The sequence below is a fragment of the Micromonospora sp. MP36 genome (assembly GCF_008119785.1).
Lineage (GTDB): Bacteria > Actinomycetota > Actinomycetes > Mycobacteriales > Micromonosporaceae > Micromonospora.
The window spans coordinates 76,574-99,174 of the sequence record NZ_VSFA01000003.1; the positions used below are offsets into that span (position 1 = coordinate 76,574).

Below are 22,601 nucleotides of genomic sequence, written 5' to 3' on the forward strand. Positions count from 1 at the left end.
GACAACGACCGAAGGTCGACAATGCGAACCAGTTGTCGTTTTCCGGTCGGCCGCTCGGCCGGGGCCACAGGGCCAAACCGGGCAGTCCGATATGTCCCGGCTCGGTCGGTTAGGTGAACAGAAATCCCTTAAGTACATCGTACTTTCGGCTAGATTTCCGCCGGCCGATCGGGTTACGGTGGCTCCCGAACGTACCGACGGACGCTAAACCCGAGGGCCACGCCTTTCTCCGCAGACGAGGTGCAGGGAGGACCACCCATGACCGCGCACACGATCAGCGAGCAGGCGACCACCCCGTCCACCGCCGGGAAGCTCGACCCGCGCGCGCTCACCGACAGCGCCGCCGACCTGCTCCACGCGATGGCCGCGCTGCCCGCCAACCACCCGTCGCGCCCCGCGATGCGCGACCGGGCGATCGAGGCCTGGTTGCCGCTCGCCAACCACCTCGCCCACCGCTACGGCGGCCGGGGCGAGCCCACCGACGACCTGGCGCAGACCGCCGCCGTCGGCCTGATCAAGGCGATCGACAAGTTCGACCCCTCCCGTGGCGTCGACTTCGCCGGCTACGCCATCCCGACCATCATCGGCGAGCTCAAGCGGCATTTCCGCGACCGGACCTGGGACATCCGGGTGCCGCGCCGCCTGCAGGAGCTGCGGTTGGCAATCTCCGACGCCAACAGCGCGCTGCTGCAGACCCTCGGCCGCTCGCCAACGGTCGCCGACATCGCCGCTCACCTCAACCTCACCGAGGAGGAGGTCCTGGAGGGCTTGGAGGGCGCTCGCGCCTACAACGCGCTGTCGCTGTCCACCCCGACCGGCGACGGCGACCGGGCCACCGAGTTGGGCGACATGCTCGGCAGTGAGGACGCCGAGTTCGAGCTGGCCGAGCTGCGGGTCGCCCTGGGCCCGGCGCTCGCCACGCTGGACGAGCGGGAGCAGAAGATCCTCACGCTGCGCTTCTACGGCAACCTGACCCAGTCGCAGATCGCCGAGCAGATCGGCGTGTCACAGATGCACGTGTCCCGGCTGCTGGCCCGGGCACTGACCAAGCTGCGCGGGCAGCTCGACGGAACGTACTGACGGGTGGGCGACGGTGGTCGGGCCGGCGGGCCCGACCACCGTCGCGTCCACGCGGCCCGGTCGGCGGTTCGCCGACCGGGCCGTACCCGTTCCACCCGCGGCGACCGGCGACCCGGCCCGCGGCGGACGGCAGAGGGTCGCCCCCGCGCACCGCTCAACCGACCGGGTCGCGCCACATCGGATAGAAGGCGGCGCCGTCCGGGACGCGGAACGGCTCGGCGGCCCGGTAGCCGTGCCGGGCGTACAGGTCGCGGCTGCGCTCGCTGCTCGCCTCCAGGTACGCCGGCATGCCCTCGGCGTCGAGCACGGCGTGATGGTGCCGCAGCAGCGCGTTGCCCAGCCCTCGGCCCTGGCGTTCCGGGGCGACCGCCAGGAACGCCAGATGGTGGTGGTCGGCGTGCGGGTGGTGGGCCTCGAACAACTCGTCGAGGTGCTGGAACCGGGGCGTCCACTCGCCGCAGGCGGCGGCGAGCCGGGCAGCGTAGTCGGCCGGCGGCGGGGCCGGCTCGCCGGTCTGCGGGAACCAGACCGCCACCCCCGCCCGGTCCGCGGTGCCGTGCACGATCCCGTGCCGCATCGCGTGGTCGACCAGGATCTCGAAGTCGTCGGCGAGCACCGCCTCCCGCTTCGCCTCGTCCGGCACGAGCCACCGGCTGACGGCCAGGAACCGGAAGGCCCGGGCGATCCGCTCGGCGACCGACCGGGTCTCCGCCGCGCCCAGCCGCTCGATCGGCACGTCACTCATGCCCTCACCTCCCTCCGCCCGGCACCGGCATGAGGCACCACGGCAAGGCATTTATGATTCGCTCGCTCATCACGACGCCGCTGCGCCGGCCGGCGTGGCCTCGTCGGCGGCCCGCGGCACACCGATGACGGCGCTCTCCGCGCCCAGCCCGATCCGGGCGTACACGTCCGGCCGGGTGCCGCGCAGCACCAGCCCCCAGCCCAGCCCGAGCAGGGCCGCCACCGGGTAGACCGCCGGGATCGCCCAGCGCAGCGGCGAGTCCGGGGCGACCCCGAGCAGGATGGCGAAGTTGTCCACCGCGACCACGATGACGGCGATCAGCGTGATCGCGGCGAGGGCGGGGGCAATCACCCGCCGCCACAGCGTCTCCTCGACCCGGGTCCGGGCGAAGAAGGCGATCACCGCCACCGCGGTGGCGGTGATCAGCAGCAGCACCCCGAACCCGCCACCGGTGCCGCCCCAGAAGAACAGCTGCACCAGCGGGTCCCAGCCGGCGACCGCGTAGAGGACGATCACGACCAGGCCGAGGGCGCTCTGCGCCAGCGAGGCGACCCGCGGGGCGCCGGTGCGCGGCGAGGTCCGCCCGAACAGCGCCGGCAGCACCCGCTCGCGGCCGAGCGCGAAGGCGTAGCGGGCGGTGGTGTTGTGGAACGAGATCATCGCCGCCAGCAGCGAGGTGAGGAAGAGCGACTGGCCGATGGGCACCGCGGTGTCGCCGAGGTGCCCGCCGGCGAGGTTGAAGATGAGCCCGGTGCTCTGTTCCCGGGACGCCTCGACGATCCGGTCCGGCCCGGTGGCGACGGTCATCGTCCAGGCCGAGAAGGCGTACAGACCGGCGATGATCGCCACCGACAGGTAGGTGGCCATGGGGACGGTCCGCTTCGGGTCCTTGCTCTCCTCGCTGAACACCACCGCAGACTCGAAGCCGGTGAAGCCGGTCGTGGCCAGCACCAGGATCGCGCCGGCCCCCGGCACCAGCAGGTTGTCCGGGGACAGCGTGCTGAAGCTGACCGAGCCGCCGGCCGGGTGGGTGACCTGCGCCAGGTCGAAGACGAGGATCACGGTGATCTCGGCCAGCAGCAGCACGGCCAGCACCAGGCCGTTCACGTCCACCCGGAGCACGCCCAGCACCGCGACCAGCGCCCAGGCGACCAGGGCCACCACCCACCAGGCGGGTGCGCCGCCGAAGAGCTGGTCCAGCACTGGCTCGGCGGCGGCGCCGATCGCGCCGTATAGGCCGACCTGCAGTGCGTTGTACGCAATCAGCGCGACCCACGCCGCGCCGACCCCGCCGGGCCGGCCGAGCCCACGGGCGATGTACGCGTAGAAGGCGCCGGCGTTCGTCAGCCGGCGGGCCATCGCCACGTAGCCGACCGAGAAGAGGGCGAGCACCACGGCGACCACCAGGAACGCCAGCGGGATGCCGGTGACGCCGGTGACGGCGTACCCGGTGGTGACCACGCCGGCCACCACGGTCAGCGGGGCGGCGGCGGAGAGGACGAAGAAGACGACCGACGGTATGCCGAGCCGGCCGCGAGCCAGGGCCTCGGAGACGTTGCTCGCACGTTCGACGGTGGCTGCAGGGGGCATGGGGGCTGCTCCGGTGGAAGGGGAGGAATGGGGGCGGTGACCCGGAGGTCAGGGGATGCCGCGCAGCACCGCGGCGCCGACGGCGGCCTCGGTGTGCCCGACCAGTTCCTTCAGTGGTGCGGGCAGCGTCGGGATGAGCCCGGTCAGCCGCTGGTGGGCCTGCGGTCCGGCGTTCCACAGCACCTCGCGGGTCAGCCCGGTGGCGGCCACCAGGCCGAGCAGCAGCGCGTCCGGTACGGCGATCGGCTCCGGGCGCTCCAGCAGCGTCCACAGCCGGGCCGCCGGCCAGGCGGCCGCGTTCAGGTCGACCGGCACGTAGCTGAGGCTGGTCCGCAGCAGGCGGCGCTGCTCCTGGCGGCGGAGCACGCCCGCGCGGGCCAGCCGCTCGCCGACCGCGGCCACCCCGGTCTGGGCCAGGAAACTGAGCCAGGTGCGGACCGCCCGGTGCTGGGACTCGCCGATCAGCTGGTCGAGCACGGTGTGTGCGAGCGCGTCGGCCGGCGGCCGCCGGTCGAGCACGGTGACCATTCCGGACGCGACGGTGATCCGTCGAAAGAGGACCAGCTCGCCGAGGAGGCCGGCGGCGAGCCCCAGCCCGGTCGCGGCCGGGTGCAGCTTGGCCCTGCCGCGGCTGTCGTTGTGCGCGATCAGGAAGAACTCGTCAGCGATGAGCAAACGAGCCTCCCGGCTGTCCACAAGTGATGGCGGATACCGGGAAGAGAATGCACGCCGAATCCCCGGGATGCAACTCCCGAATTCCAGGGTTGCAGCCTGGCGGCCGGCGTGAGCTGCGGATCTTGGCGTGCCAGACTCGGGAGGTGACCGCCAGCCCCACCGTCCGCCGCCGCCGCATCGCCCGGGAACTCCGCCAACTGCGCGAACGCGCCGGGATGACCCTCGACGTCGCCGCCCGCCAGCTCGACATGTCGAAGAGCAACCTCTCCCGCATCGAGAACGCGCAGATCGGCATCAAACCGCGCGACGTCCGCGCCGCGCTCGCGCTCTACCAGGTGACCGGCGCGGACGCCGAGGCGCTAATCGAGATCGCCCGCGGGGCGCAGCAACGCGGCTGGTGGCAGAACTACAGCGACGTCCTGCCGGAGTGGTTCGAGTTCTACGTCGGGCTGGAGGCCGAGGCGGCGACGCTGCGCACGTACGAGGCCGAGGCGGTGCCGGGGCTGCTGCAGACCGAGGCGTACGCCCGCGAGATCTACCGGATCACCGCGGGCGAGGAGGGCATCGAGCGCAAGGTGGCCGCCCGGCTGCGCCGGCAGGAGGTGCTGCACCAGGAGTCGCCGGTCCGGCTGTCGGTGGTGCTCAACGAGGCGGTGCTGCGGCGCGCCGTGGGCGGACCGACCGTGATGGCCGATCAGCTCACCCACATGGCGAGACTCGCTCAACTACCTAACGTAACCATCCACGTACTTCCATTCGGCGTCGGCGGCCATCCGGCGATGAGCACGTCCTACGTCATCCTCGGCTTCGCCGACGCGGCCGATGCCTCCGTGGTCTACCTGGACAATCTCACGATGGGACTGGCTCTGGAGGAGGTTGCACAGGTGCAACGGTATAGCCTGCTGCATGAGGAGCTGTGCCGGATGGCACTGGATCCGGCGGCGTCGTTGGCCCGCCTGGAGGAGGCTTCTCGTAACTTTGCGTGACCGCTCGGCGGCACGCCGACGGAAGATGAGGTACGGGGATGACCGCGCTCGACCTGTCCCGGGCGGACTGGCGCACCAGCACGCGTAGCAGCGGCAACGGCAACTGCGTGGAGGTCGCCGCCGTGAGCGGTCGGATCGCCGTGCGGGACAGCAAGGACCGGCCCGGTCCCGCCCTGGTCTTCGCCCCGGCCGCGTGGGCGGCCTTCGTGTCCGGCCTGGACGGGGTGCGGCCGGCCTGAGCGCCGGATGCGAGAGTGGACCGGTGCTCTCCGACGTAGCCCTCGACCTGCCGGTCCGGTCAGTGCTGCCGGCCCTGGTCGAGGCGCTGCGCGCGGCCGGCACGGCGGTCCTGGTGGCACCGCCCGGCACCGGCAAGACCACCCTGGCGCCGCTCGCGGTGGCCGACGCGGTCCCGGGGCGGGTGGTGATCGCCCAGCCCCGCCGGGTGGCCGCCCGGGCTGCCGCGCACCGGATGGCCGCCCTGCTCGGCGAGCGTGTCGGCGGCCGGATCGGATACGCCGTCCGGGGCGAACGCCGGGTCGGGCCGCAGACCCGCATCGAGGTGGTCACCACCGGCCTGCTGGTCCGACGGCTGCACCACGACCCGGAGCTGCCCGGGGTCGGCGCGGTGCTGCTCGACGAGTGCCACGAGCGGCAACTCGACGCCGACCTGGCGCTGGCCTTCGGCGTGGAGGCCCGGGGAGCGCTCCGGCCCGACCTGTGGCTGCTGGCGATGTCGGCCACCCCGCAGGCGGACCGGTTCGCCGCGCTGCTCGGCGGGTCCGACCGACCCGCGCCGGTGGTCCGGGCCGAGGCGGCCCTGCACCCGGTGACCCGGATCTGGGCGCCGCCGCCCCGGCCGGTCGCCGCGCCCGGCGCGGGCCGGGTCGCGCCGGCCCTGCTCGACCACGTGGCCGCCACGGTGCGCCGGGCGCTGCGCGAGCAGACCGGGGACGTGCTGGTCTTCCTGCCCGGCGCCGGTGAGATCGCCGCCGTCGGCGCCCGCCTGGTCGACCTGCCCGACTCGGTCACGGTCCTGCCGCTGCACGGCCGGCTGCCCGGGGCGGCGCAGGACGCCGTGCTGCGGCTGCCGGCGGCCGGACGTGGGGAGTCGGCGTCGCCAGGCGGAACCCGGGTGGTGCTGGCCACCGCCGTGGCGGAGAGCAGCCTGACCGTGCCGGGGGTACGGGTGGTGGTGGACGCCGGGTTGAGCCGGGTGCCCCGGACCGACCTGGCCCGGGGGCTGGGCGCGCTGGTCACCGTGCCGGTGTCTCGGGCGGCGGCCACCCAGCGCGCCGGCCGGGCCGGGCGGGAGGGCCCGGGCGCGGTCTACCGGTGCTGGTCCGAGGCCACCCATGCCCGGCTCGCCCCGCAGCCGGAGCCGGAGATCGCCACCGCCGACCTGACCGGGTTCGCGCTGGAGCTGGCCGCGTGGGGTGATCCCGACGGTGCCGGGCTGGCGCTGCCCGACCCGCCACCGCCCGCCGCCCTCACGGTCGCCCGGGAGACCCTGACCACGCTGGGCGCGGTGGACGCGGACGGCCGGATCACCGCCCGTGGGCGGGCCATCGCGGCGGCCGGCGCCCACCCCCGGTTGGCCCGGGCGCTGCTCGACGGGGCGGAGCGGGTCGGCGCCGACCGGGCCGCCGAGGTGGTTGCCCTGCTCGCGGACGAGACCCTCGCCGGCCCGGGCGACGATCTCACCGCGCTGTGGCGGCGGCTGCGGGGCGGCACGGACCAGGCCGCCACCGCCCGCTGGCGCGCCGAGGTACGCCGGCTCCGCGCCGCTCTGCCGACGGCCGGCCCGGCTGCCGGCCGTCCCCGTGCCGCCGCCCGGGCCGAGCGCAACGGCGGCGGGCCGGGCGTGGACGCCGCCGGGGAGCACCTCCCAGACGACCTCGCTGCCGGGCTGTTGGTGGGGCTGGCGTACCCGGAACGGCTGGCCCGGGCGCGCCGGGCCGGCGGGTCCGCGTACCTGATGGCGGGCGGGACCGCCGCGGAGCTGGCGGCCGGGTCCGGGCTGGCCGGGTCGCCGTGGCTGGCGATCGCGGTGGCCGACCGGGCCCCGGGCGCGCCGACCGCCCGGGTGCGGCTCGCCACCCCCGTGGACGAGCCGACCGCGCGGGAGGCCGGCGGGCCGCTGCTGCGCGCCGACCGGGAGGTCGGCTGGTCCGGCGGGGACGTGGTGGCCCGCGAGGTGGTCCGGCTCGGCGCGATCGAGCTGGTCGACCGCCCCCTCGCGGCGCCGGACCCGGAGCTGGTGGCCGACGCGGTGCTCACCGGGCTGCGCCAGACCGGCCTCGGCCTGCTGACCTGGACGCCGGAGGCCAGGGCGCTGCGCCGGCGGCTGGCCTTCTGCCGGCAGGCGCTCGGCGACGAGTGGCCGGACGTGTCCGACCAGGCGCTGCTCGCCGACGCGGCCACCTGGCTGGCTCCGGAGCTGGCCGGCGCCCGGCGCCGCGCCGACCTGGCCCGCATCGACGTCGCGGCGGCGCTGCGCCGGCTGCTCGACTGGCGGCAGGCGGCCCGGCTCGACGAGCTGGCGCCGGAACGGCTGCCGGTGCCGAGCGGCTCCCGGATCCGGGTGGACTACGCCGACCCGGCCGCCCCGGTGCTCGCGGTCAAGCTGCAGGAGACCTTCGGCTGGCGGGATGCGCCGCGGATCGCCCACGGTCGGGTGCCGGTGCTGCTGCACCTGCTCTCCCCCGCCGGCCGGCCGGTCGCGGTCACCGCCGACCTGGCCTCGTTCTGGCGGGTGGGCTACCCGCAGGTGCGGGCGGAGCTGCGCGGACGCTACCCACGGCACCCGTGGCCGGAGGATCCGACCACCGCCGAGCCGACCCGGCGAGCCGCACCGCGCCGCCGTTGACCCGGCCTACTCGTCCACCACGTCGGCGATCACCACGGTCACGTTGTCCGGGCCGCCGGCCCGCAGCGCCAGGTCGATCAGCTTGCGCGCGCACGCCTCCCGGTCGGCGTACTCGCCGAGCACCTCGGCGAGGGTGTCCGAACGGACCACGTTGGAGAGACCGTCGCTGCACAGCAGCCAGCGGTCGCCGGCCCGGGGCACCATCGTCGCGTACGCCGGGGAGACCTCGTCGCCCTGCAACGCCTGGGTCACCACGGCCCGGCGGGGGTGGCTGCTCGCCTGCTCGGGGGTGATCACGCCCTGGTCGACCAGCATCTGCACGAAGGTGTCGTCCCGGGTGACCTGCTTCAGCACGCCCTCACGGAACAGGTAGGCGCGGGAGTCGCCGACGTGGGCCAGGGCCAGGCAGCTTCCGGTGCGGGCGAAGAGCAGCGCGGTGAGTGTGGTGCCCATGCCCTGGCGTTCCGGGTCCTCGAGGACGGCCTGGCGGATGCCCGCGGTAGCCAGCTCGATGCCGCTCTGGAGGGCGGCGACCAGCGCGTCCTCGGGCGTCTCCACGTCCAGCGGGCCGACCGCGTCGATGGCGATGCGACTGGCCAGGTCACCGGCCGCCATGCCGCCCATGCCGTCGGCCACGGCGACGAGCCAGCTGCCGGCGTGCTGGGCGTCCTGGTTGCCACTGCGGATCAGCCCACGGTCGCTCGCCCCCACGGAACGAAGCTTCAGGGTCATGGGAGGCAGCCTGCCAGGCGAAGGCGGCAGTTGTCTCTAGGAGATCAGGATGATGCTGGCGTGGCGCGGCGAATCTCACTGCCGGGCGCGGCGGCCAGCCATCGAGCAGGATCAACTGACCTCGACCCCACCGCGCGGCGCCGGATCAGTAGAAGTTCTCGTAGAGCCCCTGGATGAGCACCGCCTGACCGACCGAGACGAGCACCAGGCCGGCGATCACCCCGCCCCGCAGCCAGCGCCGGCCGAACCCGGCGGTCCAGCGGTCCACCACCACGCCTGCCGCGGCGGCCACCATCGGGTAGAGGAACATCCACGTCCGCTCGACCTCGCCCGGGCGCAGCTTGGTCACCTGTGCCGGCAGTCCGGCCCAGACGACCAGGAAGAGCACCAGCACGAGCACCAGCACCGGCCGCCCGGCACCGGGCACCCGGCGGAACAGGCCGTAGACGCCGAGGGCGGCCAGCGGCAGACCGGCGTAGATCAGCCAGGCCACCGGACTGCCCGCCAGCCAGTACCAGTCGTAGGGGTGGCTGATCCTCGCCGTCGCCTGGTAGGTGGCGAGGATGTCGAGGCCGAGGACGAGCCAGGCCAGGCCCACCACGATGGCCCCGCCCGCCGCCGCGGCGGCCAGCAGCCGCACCGCCGTCCGCCACCCGGTCTGGACGACCAGCGCGACGGTCGCCGCGAACGCAATGAAGGACGTGGCCATGGTCATCGTGGTGGCCACCCCCAGCACCGCGCCCCCGGCCGCCGCCAGGATCCACGACCGACGGTCCGCGGCGAGCACGAAGAGCGCGACGCTCATGGTCAGCGGCACGGCGAAGACCGTGTCGAGGTTGCTGTACGCCATCATCAACGGCGCCGGCGCCGCGGCGAAGAGCACGGCGGCGATCCGACCGGCCCGCTCCCCACCCAGGGTGCGACCGATCAGCCACGCGGAGACCGCCGAGCAGAAGGCGATCACGGCGATCACCACCGCGATCAGGAGGCTGTGCGACGCGCCGACGGCGCGGAACAGCAGATAGAGGAAGACCATCACGCCGGCCGGGTGGGTGCGGGTGCTGGCCGAGTGGAACCGCGGACTCAGCTCGGCGTGCCGCTCGACGAACTCGCGCGGCCCCAACTCGTAGAGGAAGTGCAGGTCGGACGTGTAGTAGGGCGACGCCGGGTCGGTCGAGACGCCCCGGGTGAGGTCGCCCGCCTGGCCCCGGACCAGGTTGACCGCAGTGGCGGTGACCACGCCGGCGAGCACCACCAGCGCCAGGGCGAGCCAGGTCGGCAGCCGGCGCCACGAGGTGACGAGCCACCCGATCCCGGCCAGCAGCACGCCGGCCGGAATCACGGTCAGCGCCAGGTCGTCCCAGATCGGGATCATCTCCCCGTAGATGGGGGGACGGCGGAAGTAACCGAACTTGATCGTGCGCGTCTGGCTCCACAGCCAGAAGGCGAGCAGGGCTGCCGCGGTGGCTGCCATCCCGACCAGTGGCCAACCCCGCCAGCGCGGCCAGGAACCGCGCTCGACCCCGGCCCCGTCCGGGGCGACCGTCGCCGCCCCGTCGCCGGCACCGCTGCCGGCCACCTCGTCTCCCCGTACGTGCACCGCGCTCCCCCGCTCCTGGCTGCGACCACCATGGCCCACACCGGCGACGGACACTCTAGGTGACCGGGTCGGGCTGCCGGCACCGCCGAGCAACCACTGTCGACCAGCCGGTCGGGGCGGCAGCGATGCCCCGGACGGCGGCAACCGCGTCGCGGGATGCCGCCGCGGCCGGCCTCGATCGGCGAACCGCGGGAGCCCCGCCGCCCCTGAGCCACCGGTACGGTCCGGTCATGGCGTACCTGTTCCTGCTGGCCGCGATCACCTCCGAGGTGATCGGCACCAGCCTGCTCAAGGCGACCGACGGCTTCACCCGGCTCTGGCCCACGGTCGGCCTCGCGGTGGCGTACGTGGCGTCGTTCTTTCTGCTGGCCCTGGCGGTGAAGGAGATCCCGGTCGGTGTCGCGTACGCGATCTGGTCCGGCCTCGGCACCGCCGCGATCATGGCGATCGGCGCGACCTTCCTGGGCGAGCCGCTCAGCGTCGCCAAGGTGGCCGGCGCCGGCCTGGTGATCGCCGGGGTGGTCGTGCTCAACCTCGGCGGCGCGCACTGACCAGACCGGGACCACATCCGCGCCCGCCCCGGCCGACCGGTGACGGTCAGCCGAGTGTCCGGCGCATGGCGATCCGCTCGGCCGGGTCCAGCCCCAGCGCCGCCTCGGCCGCGAGCAGCTCGGCCAGCCCCGGCGTGACCTCCGCGCCGGTCAACTCCCGGAACCCGCAGCGCGCGTAGTACGGCCCGTTCCACGGCACGCTCCGGAACGTGGTCAGGGTCAGCGCCGGCAACCCCCGCGCGGCGGCCCACCCGGCCACGTCGTCGAGCAGCCCCCGCCCGATCCCGCGCCGGGCGTACGCGGGATCGACGCTGAGCTGCTGCACGTGCGCGCCGCCGTCGACCAGGTCGACCACCGCGAAGGCGACCGGCCGGTTGTCACCGTCCACCGCCACCCAGACCCGTCCGGCCCGCTGGCGGTCGGTGAGCACATCCAGCGGCAGCGGTGGCATGTCGGCGACGTCGGCCATCCCGATCTCCCGGAACAGCGCCCCGGAGGCCACCTCGATCCGCTGCACCTCGGTCAACTCGTCGGCCCGGGCGATCCTGGTGCGTTCCACGGCGGGGAGCCAACCAGAGCCGGGCGGCCCCGGCCAGCGCTTTTTCAGCTTCGGCCCGTAGGCTGCGGCCATGCCCCTGACCCTGCCGATCGGCGACTTCCACGCGTACCTGTTCGACTGCGACGGCACCATCGCCGACTCGATGCCGCTGCACTACGCGGCGTGGTGCGCGGCGCTCGACGAGTGGGGCTGCGAGTTCCCCGAGGAGCTGTTCTACGCCTGGGGCGGCCGGCCGATCGCCGACATCGTCGCCACGCTCAACGAACGGCAGGGGCTGAACATGCCGGTCGACACCGTGATACGGCGCCAGGAGGAGCTCTACCACGGCTCCCTGCCCAGCCTGACCGCCGTGCCGGAGGTGCTGGCACACATCGAGGCCGACCACGGGCGGATCCCGTTCGCGGTGGTCTCCGGCAGCACCCGGGACGGCGTCACCGCCTCCCTCACCACCCTGGGCCTGCTCGACCGGTTCGACGTGCTGGTCTGCGCCGGGGACTACACCCGACCCAAGCCCGATCCGGAGGCGTTCCTGCTGGCCGCGCAGCGGCTCGGTGTGGCCCCGGCGGACTGCCTCGTGTTCGAGGACACCGCGCTGGGCATCCGGGCCGCCACGGCGGCGGGCATGGCCTCGGTCCGCGTACCGGCACCGTGGGAGCGGGCGACCGCGGCGTGACCCACCGGCCGAGCTACCCGACCGGTTGCGGCTGGCCTTGGCGTAGCTGACGGTCGACGAGGTCGAGCCCGCCGACGCGGTGTGACCGGCGTCGCGCCCGACGGGATCACCGGCCCCGACCGGCCCGGCCTAGGGTCGGGATCATGACCGCCAACGGAGACGTCGGGATCGACCTCGCGGCGATCCGGGCCGCCGTTGCCCGGCAGGCCGAGCGGGTGACCGAGGGCATCGAGGACATCGCCCGGTATCGGGACGCGCAGGTCGCCGACGAGTCGCACCGCGAGGTGACCGGCCCGCTGCTGGCCGGGTCCGGGGCGAGCGGCGTGATCCGCCACCGCGGCGAGTTGGTCGCCACCTGGGGCGACCCGGCCACCCCCGAGATGCTGTTCAGCGGCACCAAGGCCGTCGCCGCCACCCTCGCCGGCGTCGCCTTCGACCGGGGCCTGCTCGACCCGGCCACGCCGGTGCTCGCCACGGTCGACCACCCGTTCCTCACCGCGCTGCGGGTCGAGGGGATCACCTGGGCGCACCTGCTCCAGCAGACCAGCGGCTGGACCGGCGAGTTGTGGGGCAAGCCGACCGGAGTGGACGCGCAGAGCCGCCGCGAGGGCTTCGAGCGGGAAGGCGCACCCGGTACGGGCTGGGCCTACAACGACGTCCGGGTCAACCTGCTCTGCCTGGCGCTGACCCTGCTGTTCCGCCGGCCGCTCGGCGAGGTGCTCCGCGAGGCGCTGCTCGACCCGCTCGGCGCCTCGTCGTCCTGGTCGTGGCACGGGTACGCGGATTCGGTCGTCGACATCGACGGCGCTTCGGTGCCGGTGGTCAGCGGTGGCGCGCACTGGGGCGGCGGGCTCTGGATCTCCGCCGCCGACCTGGCCCTGCTCGGTGAGGTGTACCGGGGCGGCGGCACCTGGCGGGGCCGGCGGCTGCTCAGCGCGGAGTGGATCGTCCGCGCCTGGTCGCCGTGCCCGCTCAACCCGGACTACGGCTTCCTGTGGTGGCGCAACGACTCCGGCCGGGTGCAGCCGGGAGCGCCCACGACCGGTCGCTGCGCGCGTGGCAACGGCGGTCGGCACCTGCTCTGGGTGGACCCCGCCCGGGACCTCGTCATCGCCTCGCGCTGGGGCGACCGGATCGCCGAGCTGATCACGGAGGTGTCCGCGGCGGTGCCGGTGACGCGCTGATGGGCGGTGCCCGCGTCTCGCCGGTCGGTGCCGATGTAGCAGCATGGCCGGCATGACGGACCAGTCGACCCTCACCATCCGCCCGGGCGGGCCGGACGACGCCTCCACCGTGCTGCGGCTGCTCGACGCCGCCACGGCTTGGCTGGCGGCGCGCGGCCGGACCGGGCAGTGGGGCACCGAGCCCGCGTCCCGCGATCCGCGCCGGATCGCCCAGGCCGACGCGTGGGCGAGCAGCGGCGGGCTGTACCTGGCCGGGCTCGGCGACACCCCGGTCGGCGCCCTGGTGGTGGGCGCGGCCACCGAGTATGTGCCACCGGCCACCGAGCCCGAGCTGTACGTCAACCTGCTGGTCTCCGACCGGGCGTACGCCGGCCGCGGGATCGGGGCCCGGCTGCTGGCGTACGCGGAGGAGCTGGCCCGCGACCGCGGCCTGGGGCTGCTGCGGGTGGACTGCTACGGCGGCGACGACCGGGCGCTGGTCCGCTTCTACGAGAGTTGCGGCTTCACCGCCACCGACCCGTTCACGGTCGAGCGGCCGGGCCGCCCGCCCTGGCCGGGCCAGGTGCTGGAACGCCGGCTCGGCTGACCTCAGCCGATCTCCTCGTCCACGAAGCACCAGCGCCACGACTCCCCCGGCTGGATCGAGCGCATCACCGGGTGCCCGCTGGCCTCGAAGTGCTTGGTCGCGTGCTGGTAGGGCGAGGAGTCGCAGCAGCCGACGTGCCCGCAGGCGAGACAGGACCGCAGGTGCACCCAGTCGGGGTTGCCGACGGCCACGCAGTCGGGGCACTCGGTCGTGGTCGCCGGCTCGGCGTCGCCCGCCGCGGCCAGGTGCGCACAGCTCATCAATCGTTCTCCCGTCGCAGCAACGACTCCTCCAGGTCCAGGTCGCGATAGGCGCGGACCAGCACCTCCTGGGGGATCTTCCCGGTGTCGCGGGCGGCCCGGAAAACCTCCCGCTCCGCGTCGATCATCTCCTGCCGCAGTCGGCCGTACGCCTGGGACGGGGTTTCCCTCGCGGTGCCACCCAGCTGCTCCCAGGCCAGGTTGGTGCGGTTCTGCACCAGCCCGCGCAGCCGCTCGACGACCGCCGCGGGCGCCCCCTCGGCCAGCTTCTCCAGGCGTTCCCGGGCCGCCCGGCCGGCCTGCTGCTGCACGGCGGCGGCGGAGAGGGCGTCCTGCACCGGATCGTCCGGCGGCAGGTTGAGCTTGCGGGCCACGGCCGGCAGGGTGGCGCCCTGCGCGACCAGGGTCACCACGATCACCGCGAAGGCGAGCCAGATGAACAACTGTCGGGGGTAGGCCGCCCCGCCGGCCAGGGTGAGCGGCAGGGCGAGCGCGGCGGCGAGGGTGACCACGCCGCGCATCCCCGCCCAGCCGATGACGATCGGCACCTGCACCGAGGGGGCCGGATCCCGACGCCGGACCCGGGGCAGCAACCGGGCCAGATAGGTGGCCGGGAAGAGCCAGACGAACCGGGCGAGGAACACGGCGAGCAGCACGGCGGCGGTGATCCCGAACAGGAAGCCGACCGGCTCGTTCAGGCCGCGCACCACCTCGGGCAACTGGAGCCCGACCAGCAGGAAGACCAGCCCCTCCAGCAGGAACCGGATCAGCCGCCAGAACGCGTCGACCTGGAGCCGGGACGCCGCGGACATCAGCAGCGGCAGCTTGTGGCCGATGCCGAGCCCGGTCACCACCACCGCCATCACGCCGGAGGCGTGGATCTCCTCGGCGGCGAACACCACCGCGAACGGCACGATCAGCGACAGCGCGTTGTCCAGCACCGGATCGGTGATCCGCTTGTGCAGGAAACCGAAGACCACCACGCCGAGCAGCCCGATCAGGATGCCGCCGCCGGCGGCCACCAGCACCTCCCAGGCCACGTCCCCGACGCCGATCCCGCCGGTCGCCGTGGTGGCCGAGACGATCGCCACTCGCAGCAGCACCAGAGCGGTGGCGTCGTTGACCAGGCTCTCCCCCTCCAGGATGGTCACGATCCGGCGCGGCAGGCCGACCCGGCGGGCCACCGCGGTGGCAGCGACCGCGTCGGGCGGCGCCACCACCGCGCCGAGGGCCAGGCAGATCGAGTACGGCAGGTCGGGCCGCAACAGGTGCACCACGGTGCCCACCACGAACGCGGTGAAGATGACCAGCCCGACCGCGAGCAGCAGGATCGGCCGCAGGTTGAGCCGGAACGCGGGCACCGACGTCTCCAGGGCCGCCACGTAGAGCAGCGGCGGGAGGATGCCCACCAGCACCAGGTTCGGGTCGAGCCGGACGTGCGGGAAGCCGGGCACGAAGGAGAGCACGAGGCCGAGCACGACCAGCAGGATCGGCGCGAGCAGGCCCAGCCGCCGGGCCAGCGCCGCGCCGAACGTCGCGATCGCCAGGAAGAGCACGACCTCGATGAGCGGTTCCATGAGACAGGAGCCTAGGCGGCCCCGGTTACCGGCGTGATCACGCCGGGGTACGCAGTTCGGCAGCACCCTGGCGCCCTGCTGACCGCTACTCCGCGTGCGCGCCGGCGCCGGGGCCGGCCTCGCCCTCGCCGATCCAGACGGTCTTGATGTTGCAGAACTCGCGCATGCCCAGCGCCGAGAGTTCCCGGCCGTAGCCGGAGTTCTTCACCCCGCCGAACGGCAGCTGGGGGAAGGAGGTGGTCATGCCGTTGATGAAGACGTTGCCGGCGTCCAGGTCGGTGGCGAAGCGCTCCTGCTCGGCCGGGTCGGTGGTCCAGGCGTTCGAGCCGAGGCCGAAGTGGGTGCCGTTGGCGACCTCGATCGCCTCCTCGTATGACGACACCCGGAAGAGGCCGGCGACCGGCCCGAAGACCTCCTCGGACCACATCCGCATCTCCGGCCGCAGGTCGGTGACCACGGTCGGCGGGTAGTACCAGCCGTCCCCGGCGGGCAGCTCCCCGCCGCAGAGCACGCGCGCGCCCTTGTCCGCCGCGTCGCGTACCTGGGCGTGCACCTCGTCCCGGCCCCGGTCGGTGGCCAGCGGGCCGACGTCGGTGCCCTCGTCCATCGGGTCGCCGACCGTCAGGGCCGCCATCCGGGCGGTGAACTTCTCGGCGAAGGCGTCGAAGACGTCACGGTGCACGATGAACCGCTTGGCGGCGATGCAGGACTGGCCGTTGTTCTGGCAGCGGGCGGTGGTGGCCACCTCGGCGGCGCGGTCCAGGTCGGCCGAGGGCATCACCACGAACGGGTCGCTGCCACCCAGCTCCAGCACGGTCTTCTTCAGCTCCCGCCCGGCGATCCGGGCGATGGAGCGGCCGGCGCCCTCGCTGCCGGTGAGGGTCGCCGCGCGGACCCGCGGGTCGCTGAGGATCCGGTCCACCGCCTCCGAGCCGACCAGGAGGGTGGTGAACGCGCCCTCGGGGAAGCCGGCCCGGCGGAACAGGTCCTCCAGGTAAAGGGCGGTCTGCGGCACGTTGGAGGCGTGCTTGAGCAGGCCGGTGTTGCCGGCCATCAGGGCCGGCGCGGCGAAGCGCATCACCTGCCACAGCGGGAAGTTCCACGGCATCACGGCGAGCACCGGTCCGATCGGCTGGTAGCGGACGTACGCCCGCTTCGCCTTGACCGCGCCGGCGTCGGCCGGCTCGTCGGCGAGCATCTCGGGTGCGCTGGCGGCGTAGAACCGGCAGGCGGCGGCGCACTTGGTCACCTCGGCCTTGGCCGCTGCGTACGTCTTGCCCATCTCGGTGGTCATCAGCCGGGCGGTCTCGTCGCGCTCGGCCTCCAGCAGCTCGGCGGCGGCGATGAGCCACCGGCCGCGCTGCGCGATGGTGGTGCCGTGCAGCTGCCGGAAGGCCAGATCGGCCCGCTCGATGGCGCCGTCGACCTGCTCGTCCGACATCGGGTCGTACGTCTTGAGCACCTCTCCGGTGGCGGGATTGGTGGTGGCGATGGGCATGGCGTACTCCTGTCACTCGAACAGTGAGTGCCGCACGCCCGGCTCCTCACGGTGGCGGGCGGCGCGACGGCGCTGGATGACGACCAGGTCGACCACGGCCACGACGGCGAGGAGCGCGCAGACGACGCCCAGCCAGACGACGTGGGCCCAGAACGCCACCACGGCGAAGAAGGTCATGATCACCAACCCGAAGGTGGCGAGCACGAGCCGCAGGTTCAACGCGCTGTACGCGGCGTTGATCCGGCGGCGGGGCTGCGATCGCGTCATTCTTCCGGGCTACCCCCACACGGGCGGGGCTAACCGGCCCGCCCGCACTTGCCGCCCCGGTGAGGCCGGGCCACCCGGCGGGTATGCGGTGGATGCGATCGCCCGGTGGGTTGCGTTACACCGGTACCGGCGACTGGGCCGATCCCGACGGCGGCGGGAAGGATGACGGCATGACCATGACCGACGCGGTGCCGGTGACCGTCGCCGTCGCCCGGCGCGCCGATCCCGCGCGTACCGACGAGATGGTGGCGTGGATGCGGGCCGGGACGGCGCTGGCGGAGAGCTTCCCCGGCTTCCTCGGCGCGGGTTTCGTGCAGAGCGCGCCCGGTTCGCCCGAGTGGCACGTGATGTACCGGTTCGCCGACGACGAGACGCTGCGCCGCTGGGAGGAGTCGCCGCAGCGGCACTGGTGGCTGAGTTCGGCGCAGGGCATCGTCGAGCACACTCGGGTCGAGCGCCGCACCGGCATCGAGGGCTGGTTCGATCCGCCGGTGGACCACGTGGTGGAGACGATCACCGGGGCCGACACCGGGCCGGCCGAACCGCCCACCCCGCCCCGGTGGAAGCAGGCGGTCACCATCTGGCTGGCGTTCTTTCCGCTGAGCCTCGCCGCGACCCTGCTCACCGCCCGGTTCGTCGCCGACGTGCCGCTCGCGGTGCGGACGCTGCTGACGACCCTCTGCCTGACCCCACTCATGACCTACCTGGTGCTGCCCCGGATCACCCGGGTCCTGCACTGGTGGCTGCACGGCCATCCTGCGCCGTGGCGGCGCGGGGCACGCTGACGCTGGGGCGCTCTCCGCATCGGCGACGTGGCGCCGACGCGGGTCAGGGGCGTCGCTGCTCCGGCAGGTGCCCCGCGCCGCCGGATCGGTAGAGCGCCCGGGACCGGTCGGCGAGGTCCTTGGTGGCGGACGAGTTGGCCCAGGTGCCGAGGACGATCGCGGCGCCGGGGACCACCTTGGCGACCATCCGCTTCGCCGCGCGCACCCCGGCCATCCGGGCCAGCCGGACGCCCAACTGGAGCATCGCCCTGCCCAGCGGGCGCTCCCCGGCCATGCCGAAGAGCGCCCCGGCGCGCTCCCGCCCCGCGGCCACCCCGAGCGCGAGCCGGGCGCTCTCGGCGACCTTGTGCACCTTCTGCAGCACGAGCAGGTCGGTGGCCCGGTCGGGGTGCGTCGGGTCGACGCCGTAGGCGGCCGCCAGGTGCAGCACCAGCCGGGCCTGGGTCCAGGCCAGCACCCCGACGTCGATCACCGCGCCGGGGAGCCCGGCCGCCCCGGAGACCGCGCCGGAGAGCCGGGCCCGGTTGATGAACCGGCGGACCGCCTGGTCGGCCAGTTTGTCGGCGCCGATGTCGGGACGCAGCGCGCGTTCCCGGGCGGCCCACTGCGCCGCCTCCGGGCCCAGCCGGCGCACCGCCTCCAGCGCCAGGTGCTCCGGGGCGTACTGCGGGTCGTCCCGCATCCGGTCCCAGAGCGTGCCCGGCAACGTGTCGGGGACGTCCTGCGGCGCGGGAACGGTGGACCCGCCGTCGGCGGGTGAGTCGGTCACGAGGGGCTCCCGATGGTCGAGCGGAGGGGCGTACGGGTCAGCGACGGCGGGACAGCCGGGCGGCCAGCTGCCTGAGCCGGCGCTGGTTCTCCGGCTTGGCCAGCTCGCGCCGGCCGCGCGCGACCAGTTGCTGACCGCGGGGCGACCGCAGGAAGGCGACGATCCGTTGCAGTGGTGACATGGCGTCCTCCTGTCCGCGGTCCCACCTCATGTGTACCCGGGACCGGCAATCCACCGGTACCCGGGCCACCGCTCCGGCAACCGTCCACAGTGGCCGACAACCGCCCCGGTCAGGCCAGGATCGCGTCGACCACCTCGGTGGCGCGCCACTCGTGCTGGGCGTACGCCCAGGGGAACGCGGAGACCTGCACGGCCTGGGCGGCATCGGTGAGCGCCATGTCCTGCCAGCCGGGGATCTGCACCAGGGCGGTGAGGAACTGCCTCGTGGCGTACGCGGGCTGCATCAGGTCGCGCACCGAGCCCCAGCCGCTGCTGGGGCGCTGCTGGAACAGCCCGACCGAGTCATGGTCCCAGCCGATGGCCTGGTGCGGGTAGTTCTGCGACTCGGGCAGCACGCCGCTGGCGTAGTTGTAGAGGTTGCTCTCCTGCATGGCGGTGGCCACGGCGATGATCAGGCCGCGCCGGGGCACGCCCATCGCCCGGCCGGCCTGGACGATGGCCTTGGCGTTGTCCATCTGGTCCTGGTCCAGTCCGGCCACCGGGGCGATCCGCTTGGGCTTCGGCTTGGGCTTCGGCTTCGTGGTCGCCGGCGTGGTGGCCGGGGCGGCGGTCGAGGCGACCGGGGCGGGGGTCGAGGCGGCGGGGGTGGGGGTCGCGGGGGTGGGGGTCTGGCGGTCCAGGCCGCGGGAGGCGGCGTCGGCGGCCGCGCGCTGGGCGACCTCCTGGGCCGGCGTGGGGGTGGCCGAGCCGTCGACCGCGTCGGCGCCGACCTGGCTCACGCCGAGCAGGCCGAGGCAGCAGACCGCGCCGGTGGCCACCGCCAGCCTGGTCCGGCCGGGCCGGGGGGCGAGGGGGTTAGCGGCCTCGCCGAAACGGGTACGTAGGAAGCCGAGGGAGAGGCGTCGGGGGGTGGCCGGCTCCACGGAACCGGTTGACCGAACGGTGGAGTGGGTATCGTCCGAACGGTCAGCCGAACCGCCGAGGCCCTGATGGTCGTCGAAGGTGCCGTCGTCACGCATTCGACGAGGCTAGGCAGAAGGACGGCTGATCACCCAGGGTGATCTGGTGGCCCTCGTCACAATTTGCCCCGCTCAAACCGGGCAGGTTGTCGCGATCTCCATCAATTGGTGTTGACCTTCCCCAAACGCGCGAACCTCTGGACGGCCATGAGGCGAGCACTCCCGGGCAGGAACCTCGCCAACATCCCCAGGGCAGCCCACGATCGACTAACTCATCCGTTCGGCTGATCCCCCATTCGGCTGTTCTCCGGCCAGTCGGGCAAGATCAGCGGATTCGCCCCGGTCTGCTCCCCGCCGTCGCCGAATCGTGATCATTGTTTCCGGGTGCAGCCGACCCGTAACGGAATGGACCACGCCAGCCGGTACGTTTTGCCGAACGGGATGGTTGTTTTCCGCACGGCCACCCGTACGCGCGTCTCCAGGGAGGTCCGAACCGGTGCTCGACCCACACGAGCTCTACGAACTCAGCGACGATCTGCCCGAGCTCGGTCAGCCCGTGCTGATCCAGGCGCTCACCGGCTTCGTCGACGCCGGCAGCGCCACCCGGCTGGCCCGCGAGCAGCTCCTCACCTCCCTCGACGCACAGCCGGTCGCCCGTTTCGACGTCGACCAGCTCTTCGACTACCGCTCCCGCCGGCCGGTGATGACCTTCGCCGAGGACCACTGGGCCGACTACGAGGCCCCGGCGCTGGAGCTGCACCTGCTGCGCGACGACGACGAGACCCCGTTCCTGCTGCTCACCGGCCCGGAGCCGGACCTGCAGTGGGAGCGTTTCGTGGCCGCGGTCGCCGGCCTGTCCACCCGGCTGGACGTCCGGCTCACCGTCGGGCTCAACTCCATCCCGATGGCGGTGCCGCACACCCGGCCCAGCGGGGTCACCGCGCACGCCACCCGGCGGGAGCTGATCGCCGGCCACGAGCCGTGGCTCCAGCGGGTCCAGGTGCCCGGCAGCGTCGGCCACCTGCTGGAATACCGCCTCGGCGAGCAGGGCCGCGACGCCCTCGGCTTCGCCGCGCACGTGCCGCACTACGTCGCCCAGACGGAGTACCCGGCCGCCGCCGAGGCGCTGCTCGCCGCGGTGTCCCGCAGCACCGGGCTGCTGCTGCCCCGGGACGGCCTGCGCGCCGCCGCCGAGGTGGTCCGGGTGGAGATCGACCGCCAGGTCGCCCAGACCGAGGAGGCGGCGACCCTGGTCCAGGCCCTGGAGGAGCAGTACGACACGTTCGCTCGGGGCCGCGGCCAGAAGAACCTGCTGGCCGCCGAGACCGGCCCGCTGCCCACCGCCGACGAACTCGGTGCCGAGCTGGAGCGTTTCCTCGCCGAGCAGACCCGCCCGGGGGACACCCCCGAGCGCTGACTTCCCAGCCGAGCAGACCCGACCCACGAGCCAGCGGGACACCCCCGAGCGCTGACTCCCCAGCCGAGCAGACCCGACCCACGAGCCAGCGGGACACCCCCGAGCGCTGACCCCCCGGCCGGGCGGACCCGACGCACGAGCCGGCGAGGCACCCGAGCGTTGACCCGCAGCCGAGCGGACCCGACGCACGAGCAGCGCGACACCCCGCCACGCTGACTCGGCGCGGCGGCGGGTGATGCGGCAGGCTGGACCCATGCGCCTGGCGACCTGGAACGTCAACTCGGTGAAGGCCCGGCTCCCCCGGCTGCTGGACTGGCTGGCCACCACCAAGCCCGACGTCGTCTGCCTGCAGGAGACCAAGTGCCCCGACGGGGCGTTCCCGGTCGCCGAGGTGGGCGAGCTGGGCTACGAGGCGGCCAGCCACAGCGACGGCCGGTGGAACGGAGTGGCCATCCTGTCCCGGGTCGGGCTGGCCGACGTGGCGGTCGGCTTCCCCGGCGAACCGGGGTTCCCCCTGCCGGAGGCCCGCGCCCTCTCGGCCACCTGCGACGGGCTGCGGGTCTGGTCGGTGTACGTGCCCAACGGTCGGTCCCCCGACGACCCGCACTACGCGTACAAGCTGGCCTGGCTCGCGGCGTTGCGGGACGCGTTGGAGCCGGAACTGGCTGCCGCGCTGCCGCTGGCGGTCTGCGGGGACTTCAACGTCGCCCCGACCGACGCCGACGTCTGGGACCCGGCGCTCTTCGTCACCTCCACCCACGTCACCCCGGCCGAGCGGGCAGCCCTGGCAGCGCTGCGCGACCTCGGGCTGAGCGACGTGGTGCCCACCCCGATGAAGGGTCCGCACCCGTTCACCTACTGGGACTACCGGGCCGGCATGTTCCACCAGAACAAGGGCATGCGGATCGACCTGGTGTACGCCTCCGCGCCGTTCGCCCGCGCGGTCCGCTCCGCGTACGTGGACCGGGAGGCGCGCAAGGGCAAGGGCCCCTCCGACCACGCGCCGATCGTGGTGGACGCGGACTTGGTGCCGGCCGTCGAGACGTTCTGAACCCGTAG

24 protein-coding genes are annotated in these 22,601 nt (G+C 73.9%); 11 read left to right on the forward strand and 13 right to left on the reverse strand.

Features of this window, described 5'->3' with window-relative positions; translation table 11 throughout:
• Window positions 1-258: 258 nt before the first annotated feature.
• Entirely contained in the window at window positions 259-1,080 is an 822-nt protein-coding gene (locus tag FXF52_RS05445; protein WP_148794146.1) for a SigB/SigF/SigG family RNA polymerase sigma factor, read from the forward strand.
• A 154-nt stretch (window positions 1,081-1,234) separates the two neighbouring features.
• On the opposite strand, the gene FXF52_RS05450 is transcribed toward FXF52_RS05445, so the two are convergent.
• The 3 genes from FXF52_RS05450 to FXF52_RS05460 all read right to left on the reverse strand — a co-directional run bounded on the left by FXF52_RS05450 (window position 1,235) and on the right by FXF52_RS05460 (window position 4,090).
• Window positions 1,235-1,825, reverse strand: a complete 591-nt coding sequence (locus FXF52_RS05450) for an N-acetyltransferase (RefSeq protein ID WP_148794147.1) — start codon at window positions 1,823-1,825, stop codon at window positions 1,235-1,237.
• A gap of 69 nt (window positions 1,826-1,894) precedes the next feature.
• Window positions 1,895-3,415 carry an APC family permease gene (locus tag FXF52_RS05455; protein ID WP_148794148.1) on the reverse strand — a complete coding sequence of 507 codons (1,521 nt, stop codon included), beginning with the start codon at window positions 3,413-3,415 and terminating at the stop codon, window positions 1,895-1,897.
• Between the two features lie 48 nt (window positions 3,416-3,463).
• Entirely contained in the window at window positions 3,464-4,090 is a 627-nt protein-coding gene (locus FXF52_RS05460) for a GPP34 family phosphoprotein (protein WP_148794149.1), read from the reverse strand.
• Window positions 4,091-4,233: 143 nt separating this feature from the next.
• Between FXF52_RS05460 and FXF52_RS05465 the strand changes: the two genes are divergently transcribed.
• Genes FXF52_RS05465 through hrpB form a run of 3 tightly spaced genes read left to right on the forward strand, consistent with a single transcriptional unit; the run spans window position 4,234 to window position 7,945 of the window.
• Window positions 4,234-5,076 (forward strand): helix-turn-helix transcriptional regulator, encoded by an 843-nt coding sequence (locus FXF52_RS05465; protein ID WP_148794150.1) that lies wholly within the window; start codon window positions 4,234-4,236, stop codon window positions 5,074-5,076.
• Window positions 5,077-5,114: 38 nt separating this feature from the next.
• Complete coding sequence (locus FXF52_RS05470; RefSeq protein ID WP_148794151.1) at window positions 5,115-5,315, forward strand: DUF397 domain-containing protein; 201 nt, start codon at window positions 5,115-5,117, stop codon at window positions 5,313-5,315.
• 23 nt (window positions 5,316-5,338) lie between these two features.
• Window positions 5,339-7,945 carry an ATP-dependent helicase HrpB gene (hrpB, locus tag FXF52_RS05475; RefSeq protein ID WP_148794152.1) on the forward strand — a complete coding sequence of 869 codons (2,607 nt, stop codon included), beginning with the start codon at window positions 5,339-5,341 and terminating at the stop codon, window positions 7,943-7,945.
• Window positions 7,946-7,951: 6 nt separating this feature from the next.
• Here hrpB and FXF52_RS05480 read toward each other — a convergent pair whose 3' ends face one another.
• Both FXF52_RS05480 and FXF52_RS05485 read right to left on the reverse strand, forming a co-directional pair.
• Entirely contained in the window at window positions 7,952-8,677 is a 726-nt protein-coding gene (locus FXF52_RS05480; protein ID WP_148794153.1) for a PP2C family serine/threonine-protein phosphatase, read from the reverse strand.
• 145 nt (window positions 8,678-8,822) lie between these two features.
• A complete protein-coding gene (locus FXF52_RS05485) occupies window positions 8,823-10,277 on the reverse strand; it encodes a glycosyltransferase family 39 protein (RefSeq protein WP_148794154.1) in 1,455 nt (484 codons plus the stop codon).
• Window positions 10,278-10,507: 230 nt separating this feature from the next.
• Here FXF52_RS05485 and FXF52_RS05490 point away from each other — a divergent pair, with 230 nt between their 5' ends.
• Window positions 10,508-10,828: a multidrug efflux SMR transporter gene (locus FXF52_RS05490; RefSeq protein WP_148794155.1), complete on the forward strand. Its 321-nt coding sequence runs from the start codon at window positions 10,508-10,510 to the stop codon at window positions 10,826-10,828.
• Between the two features lie 46 nt (window positions 10,829-10,874).
• Here FXF52_RS05490 and FXF52_RS05495 read toward each other — a convergent pair whose 3' ends face one another.
• Window positions 10,875-11,459: a GNAT family N-acetyltransferase gene (locus tag FXF52_RS05495; protein WP_148794156.1), complete on the reverse strand. Its 585-nt coding sequence runs from the start codon at window positions 11,457-11,459 to the stop codon at window positions 10,875-10,877.
• On the opposite strand from FXF52_RS05495, the gene FXF52_RS05500 reads away from it, so the two are divergent.
• From FXF52_RS05500 to FXF52_RS05510, 3 genes are all read left to right on the forward strand, one after another.
• Window positions 11,458-12,060: an HAD family phosphatase gene (locus FXF52_RS05500; RefSeq protein WP_148794157.1), complete on the forward strand. Its 603-nt coding sequence runs from the start codon at window positions 11,458-11,460 to the stop codon at window positions 12,058-12,060. The two genes, FXF52_RS05495 and FXF52_RS05500, sit on opposite strands and share 2 nt — an antisense overlap.
• Window positions 12,061-12,203: 143 nt before the next feature.
• Window positions 12,204-13,244: a serine hydrolase gene (locus FXF52_RS05505; protein ID WP_148794158.1), complete on the forward strand. Its 1,041-nt coding sequence runs from the start codon at window positions 12,204-12,206 to the stop codon at window positions 13,242-13,244.
• 52 nt (window positions 13,245-13,296) lie between these two features.
• Window positions 13,297-13,830 (forward strand): GNAT family N-acetyltransferase, encoded by a 534-nt coding sequence (locus FXF52_RS05510; RefSeq protein ID WP_148794159.1) that lies wholly within the window; start codon window positions 13,297-13,299, stop codon window positions 13,828-13,830.
• 2 nt (window positions 13,831-13,832) lie between these two features.
• Here FXF52_RS05510 and FXF52_RS05515 read toward each other — a convergent pair whose 3' ends face one another.
• The 4 genes from FXF52_RS05515 to FXF52_RS05530 form a co-directional block, all read right to left on the reverse strand.
• Window positions 13,833-14,090: a UBP-type zinc finger domain-containing protein gene (locus tag FXF52_RS05515; protein ID WP_148794160.1), complete on the reverse strand. Its 258-nt coding sequence runs from the start codon at window positions 14,088-14,090 to the stop codon at window positions 13,833-13,835.
• Window positions 14,090-15,667, reverse strand: coding sequence for a Na+/H+ antiporter (locus FXF52_RS05520; protein ID WP_148794161.1), 1,578 nt, complete (start codon window positions 15,665-15,667; stop codon window positions 14,090-14,092). Before FXF52_RS05520 ends, FXF52_RS05515 begins: the two co-directional genes overlap by 1 nt.
• An 85-nt stretch (window positions 15,668-15,752) precedes the next feature.
• Complete coding sequence (locus FXF52_RS05525) at window positions 15,753-17,165, reverse strand: NADP-dependent succinic semialdehyde dehydrogenase (RefSeq protein WP_148794162.1); 1,413 nt, start codon at window positions 17,163-17,165, stop codon at window positions 15,753-15,755.
• A gap of 12 nt (window positions 17,166-17,177) precedes the next feature.
• The gene (locus tag FXF52_RS05530; RefSeq protein ID WP_073839598.1) at window positions 17,178-17,432 is read right to left on the reverse strand and encodes a DUF6343 family protein; all 255 of its coding nucleotides are present in this window, start codon (window positions 17,430-17,432) and stop codon (window positions 17,178-17,180) included.
• A gap of 170 nt (window positions 17,433-17,602) precedes the next feature.
• Between FXF52_RS05530 and FXF52_RS05535 the strand changes: the two genes are divergently transcribed.
• Window positions 17,603-18,217: an antibiotic biosynthesis monooxygenase gene (locus FXF52_RS05535; protein ID WP_148794163.1), complete on the forward strand. Its 615-nt coding sequence runs from the start codon at window positions 17,603-17,605 to the stop codon at window positions 18,215-18,217.
• A 43-nt stretch (window positions 18,218-18,260) separates the two neighbouring features.
• Here FXF52_RS05535 and FXF52_RS05540 read toward each other — a convergent pair whose 3' ends face one another.
• The 3 genes from FXF52_RS05540 to FXF52_RS05545 form a co-directional block, all read right to left on the reverse strand.
• Entirely contained in the window at window positions 18,261-18,986 is a 726-nt protein-coding gene (locus FXF52_RS05540) for an EcsC family protein (RefSeq protein WP_148794164.1), read from the reverse strand.
• A 37-nt stretch (window positions 18,987-19,023) separates the two neighbouring features.
• Window positions 19,024-19,167, reverse strand: a complete 144-nt coding sequence (locus FXF52_RS41495; protein ID WP_187413336.1) for a hypothetical protein — start codon at window positions 19,165-19,167, stop codon at window positions 19,024-19,026.
• A 109-nt stretch (window positions 19,168-19,276) separates the two neighbouring features.
• Window positions 19,277-20,185 carry a peptidase M23 gene (locus FXF52_RS05545; RefSeq protein WP_148794165.1) on the reverse strand — a complete coding sequence of 303 codons (909 nt, stop codon included), beginning with the start codon at window positions 20,183-20,185 and terminating at the stop codon, window positions 19,277-19,279.
• Between the two features lie 436 nt (window positions 20,186-20,621).
• Here FXF52_RS05545 and FXF52_RS05550 point away from each other — a divergent pair, with 436 nt between their 5' ends.
• Window positions 20,622-21,542, forward strand: a complete 921-nt coding sequence (locus FXF52_RS05550; RefSeq protein WP_148794166.1) for a proteasome assembly chaperone family protein — start codon at window positions 20,622-20,624, stop codon at window positions 21,540-21,542.
• Between the two features lie 253 nt (window positions 21,543-21,795).
• Complete coding sequence (locus tag FXF52_RS05555) at window positions 21,796-22,593, forward strand: exodeoxyribonuclease III (protein ID WP_148794167.1); 798 nt, start codon at window positions 21,796-21,798, stop codon at window positions 22,591-22,593.
• The last annotated feature ends 8 nt before the right edge of the window (window positions 22,594-22,601 follow it).

Coding starts and splice junctions, on each gene's coding strand:
- FXF52_RS05445 (WP_148794146.1), top strand. CDS start 259: ATGACCGCGCACACGATCAGCGAGCAGGCGACCACCCCGTCCACCGCC.
- FXF52_RS05450 (WP_148794147.1), bottom strand. CDS start 1,825: ATGAGTGACGTGCCGATCGAGCGGCTGGGCGCGGCGGAGACCCGGTCG.
- FXF52_RS05455 (WP_148794148.1), bottom strand. CDS start 3,415: ATGCCCCCTGCAGCCACCGTCGAACGTGCGAGCAACGTCTCCGAGGCC.
- FXF52_RS05470 (WP_148794151.1), top strand. CDS start 5,115: ATGACCGCGCTCGACCTGTCCCGGGCGGACTGGCGCACCAGCACGCGT.
- FXF52_RS05480 (WP_148794153.1), bottom strand. CDS start 8,677: ATGACCCTGAAGCTTCGTTCCGTGGGGGCGAGCGACCGTGGGCTGATC.
- FXF52_RS05490 (WP_148794155.1), top strand. CDS start 10,508: ATGGCGTACCTGTTCCTGCTGGCCGCGATCACCTCCGAGGTGATCGGC.
- FXF52_RS05500 (WP_148794157.1), top strand. CDS start 11,458: ATGCCCCTGACCCTGCCGATCGGCGACTTCCACGCGTACCTGTTCGAC.
- FXF52_RS05495 (WP_148794156.1), bottom strand. CDS start 11,459: ATGGCCGCAGCCTACGGGCCGAAGCTGAAAAAGCGCTGGCCGGGGCCG.
- FXF52_RS05505 (WP_148794158.1), top strand. CDS start 12,204: ATGACCGCCAACGGAGACGTCGGGATCGACCTCGCGGCGATCCGGGCC.
- FXF52_RS05510 (WP_148794159.1), top strand. CDS start 13,297: ATGACGGACCAGTCGACCCTCACCATCCGCCCGGGCGGGCCGGACGAC.
- FXF52_RS05515 (WP_148794160.1), bottom strand. CDS start 14,090: ATGAGCTGTGCGCACCTGGCCGCGGCGGGCGACGCCGAGCCGGCGACC.
- FXF52_RS05520 (WP_148794161.1), bottom strand. CDS start 15,667: ATGGAACCGCTCATCGAGGTCGTGCTCTTCCTGGCGATCGCGACGTTC.
- FXF52_RS05525 (WP_148794162.1), bottom strand. CDS start 17,165: ATGCCCATCGCCACCACCAATCCCGCCACCGGAGAGGTGCTCAAGACG.
- FXF52_RS05530 (WP_073839598.1), bottom strand. CDS start 17,432: ATGACGCGATCGCAGCCCCGCCGCCGGATCAACGCCGCGTACAGCGCG.
- FXF52_RS05535 (WP_148794163.1), top strand. CDS start 17,603: ATGACCATGACCGACGCGGTGCCGGTGACCGTCGCCGTCGCCCGGCGC.
- FXF52_RS41495 (WP_187413336.1), bottom strand. CDS start 19,167: ATGTCACCACTGCAACGGATCGTCGCCTTCCTGCGGTCGCCCCGCGGT.
- FXF52_RS05545 (WP_148794165.1), bottom strand. CDS start 20,185: ATGCGTGACGACGGCACCTTCGACGACCATCAGGGCCTCGGCGGTTCG.
- FXF52_RS05555 (WP_148794167.1), top strand. CDS start 21,796: ATGCGCCTGGCGACCTGGAACGTCAACTCGGTGAAGGCCCGGCTCCCC.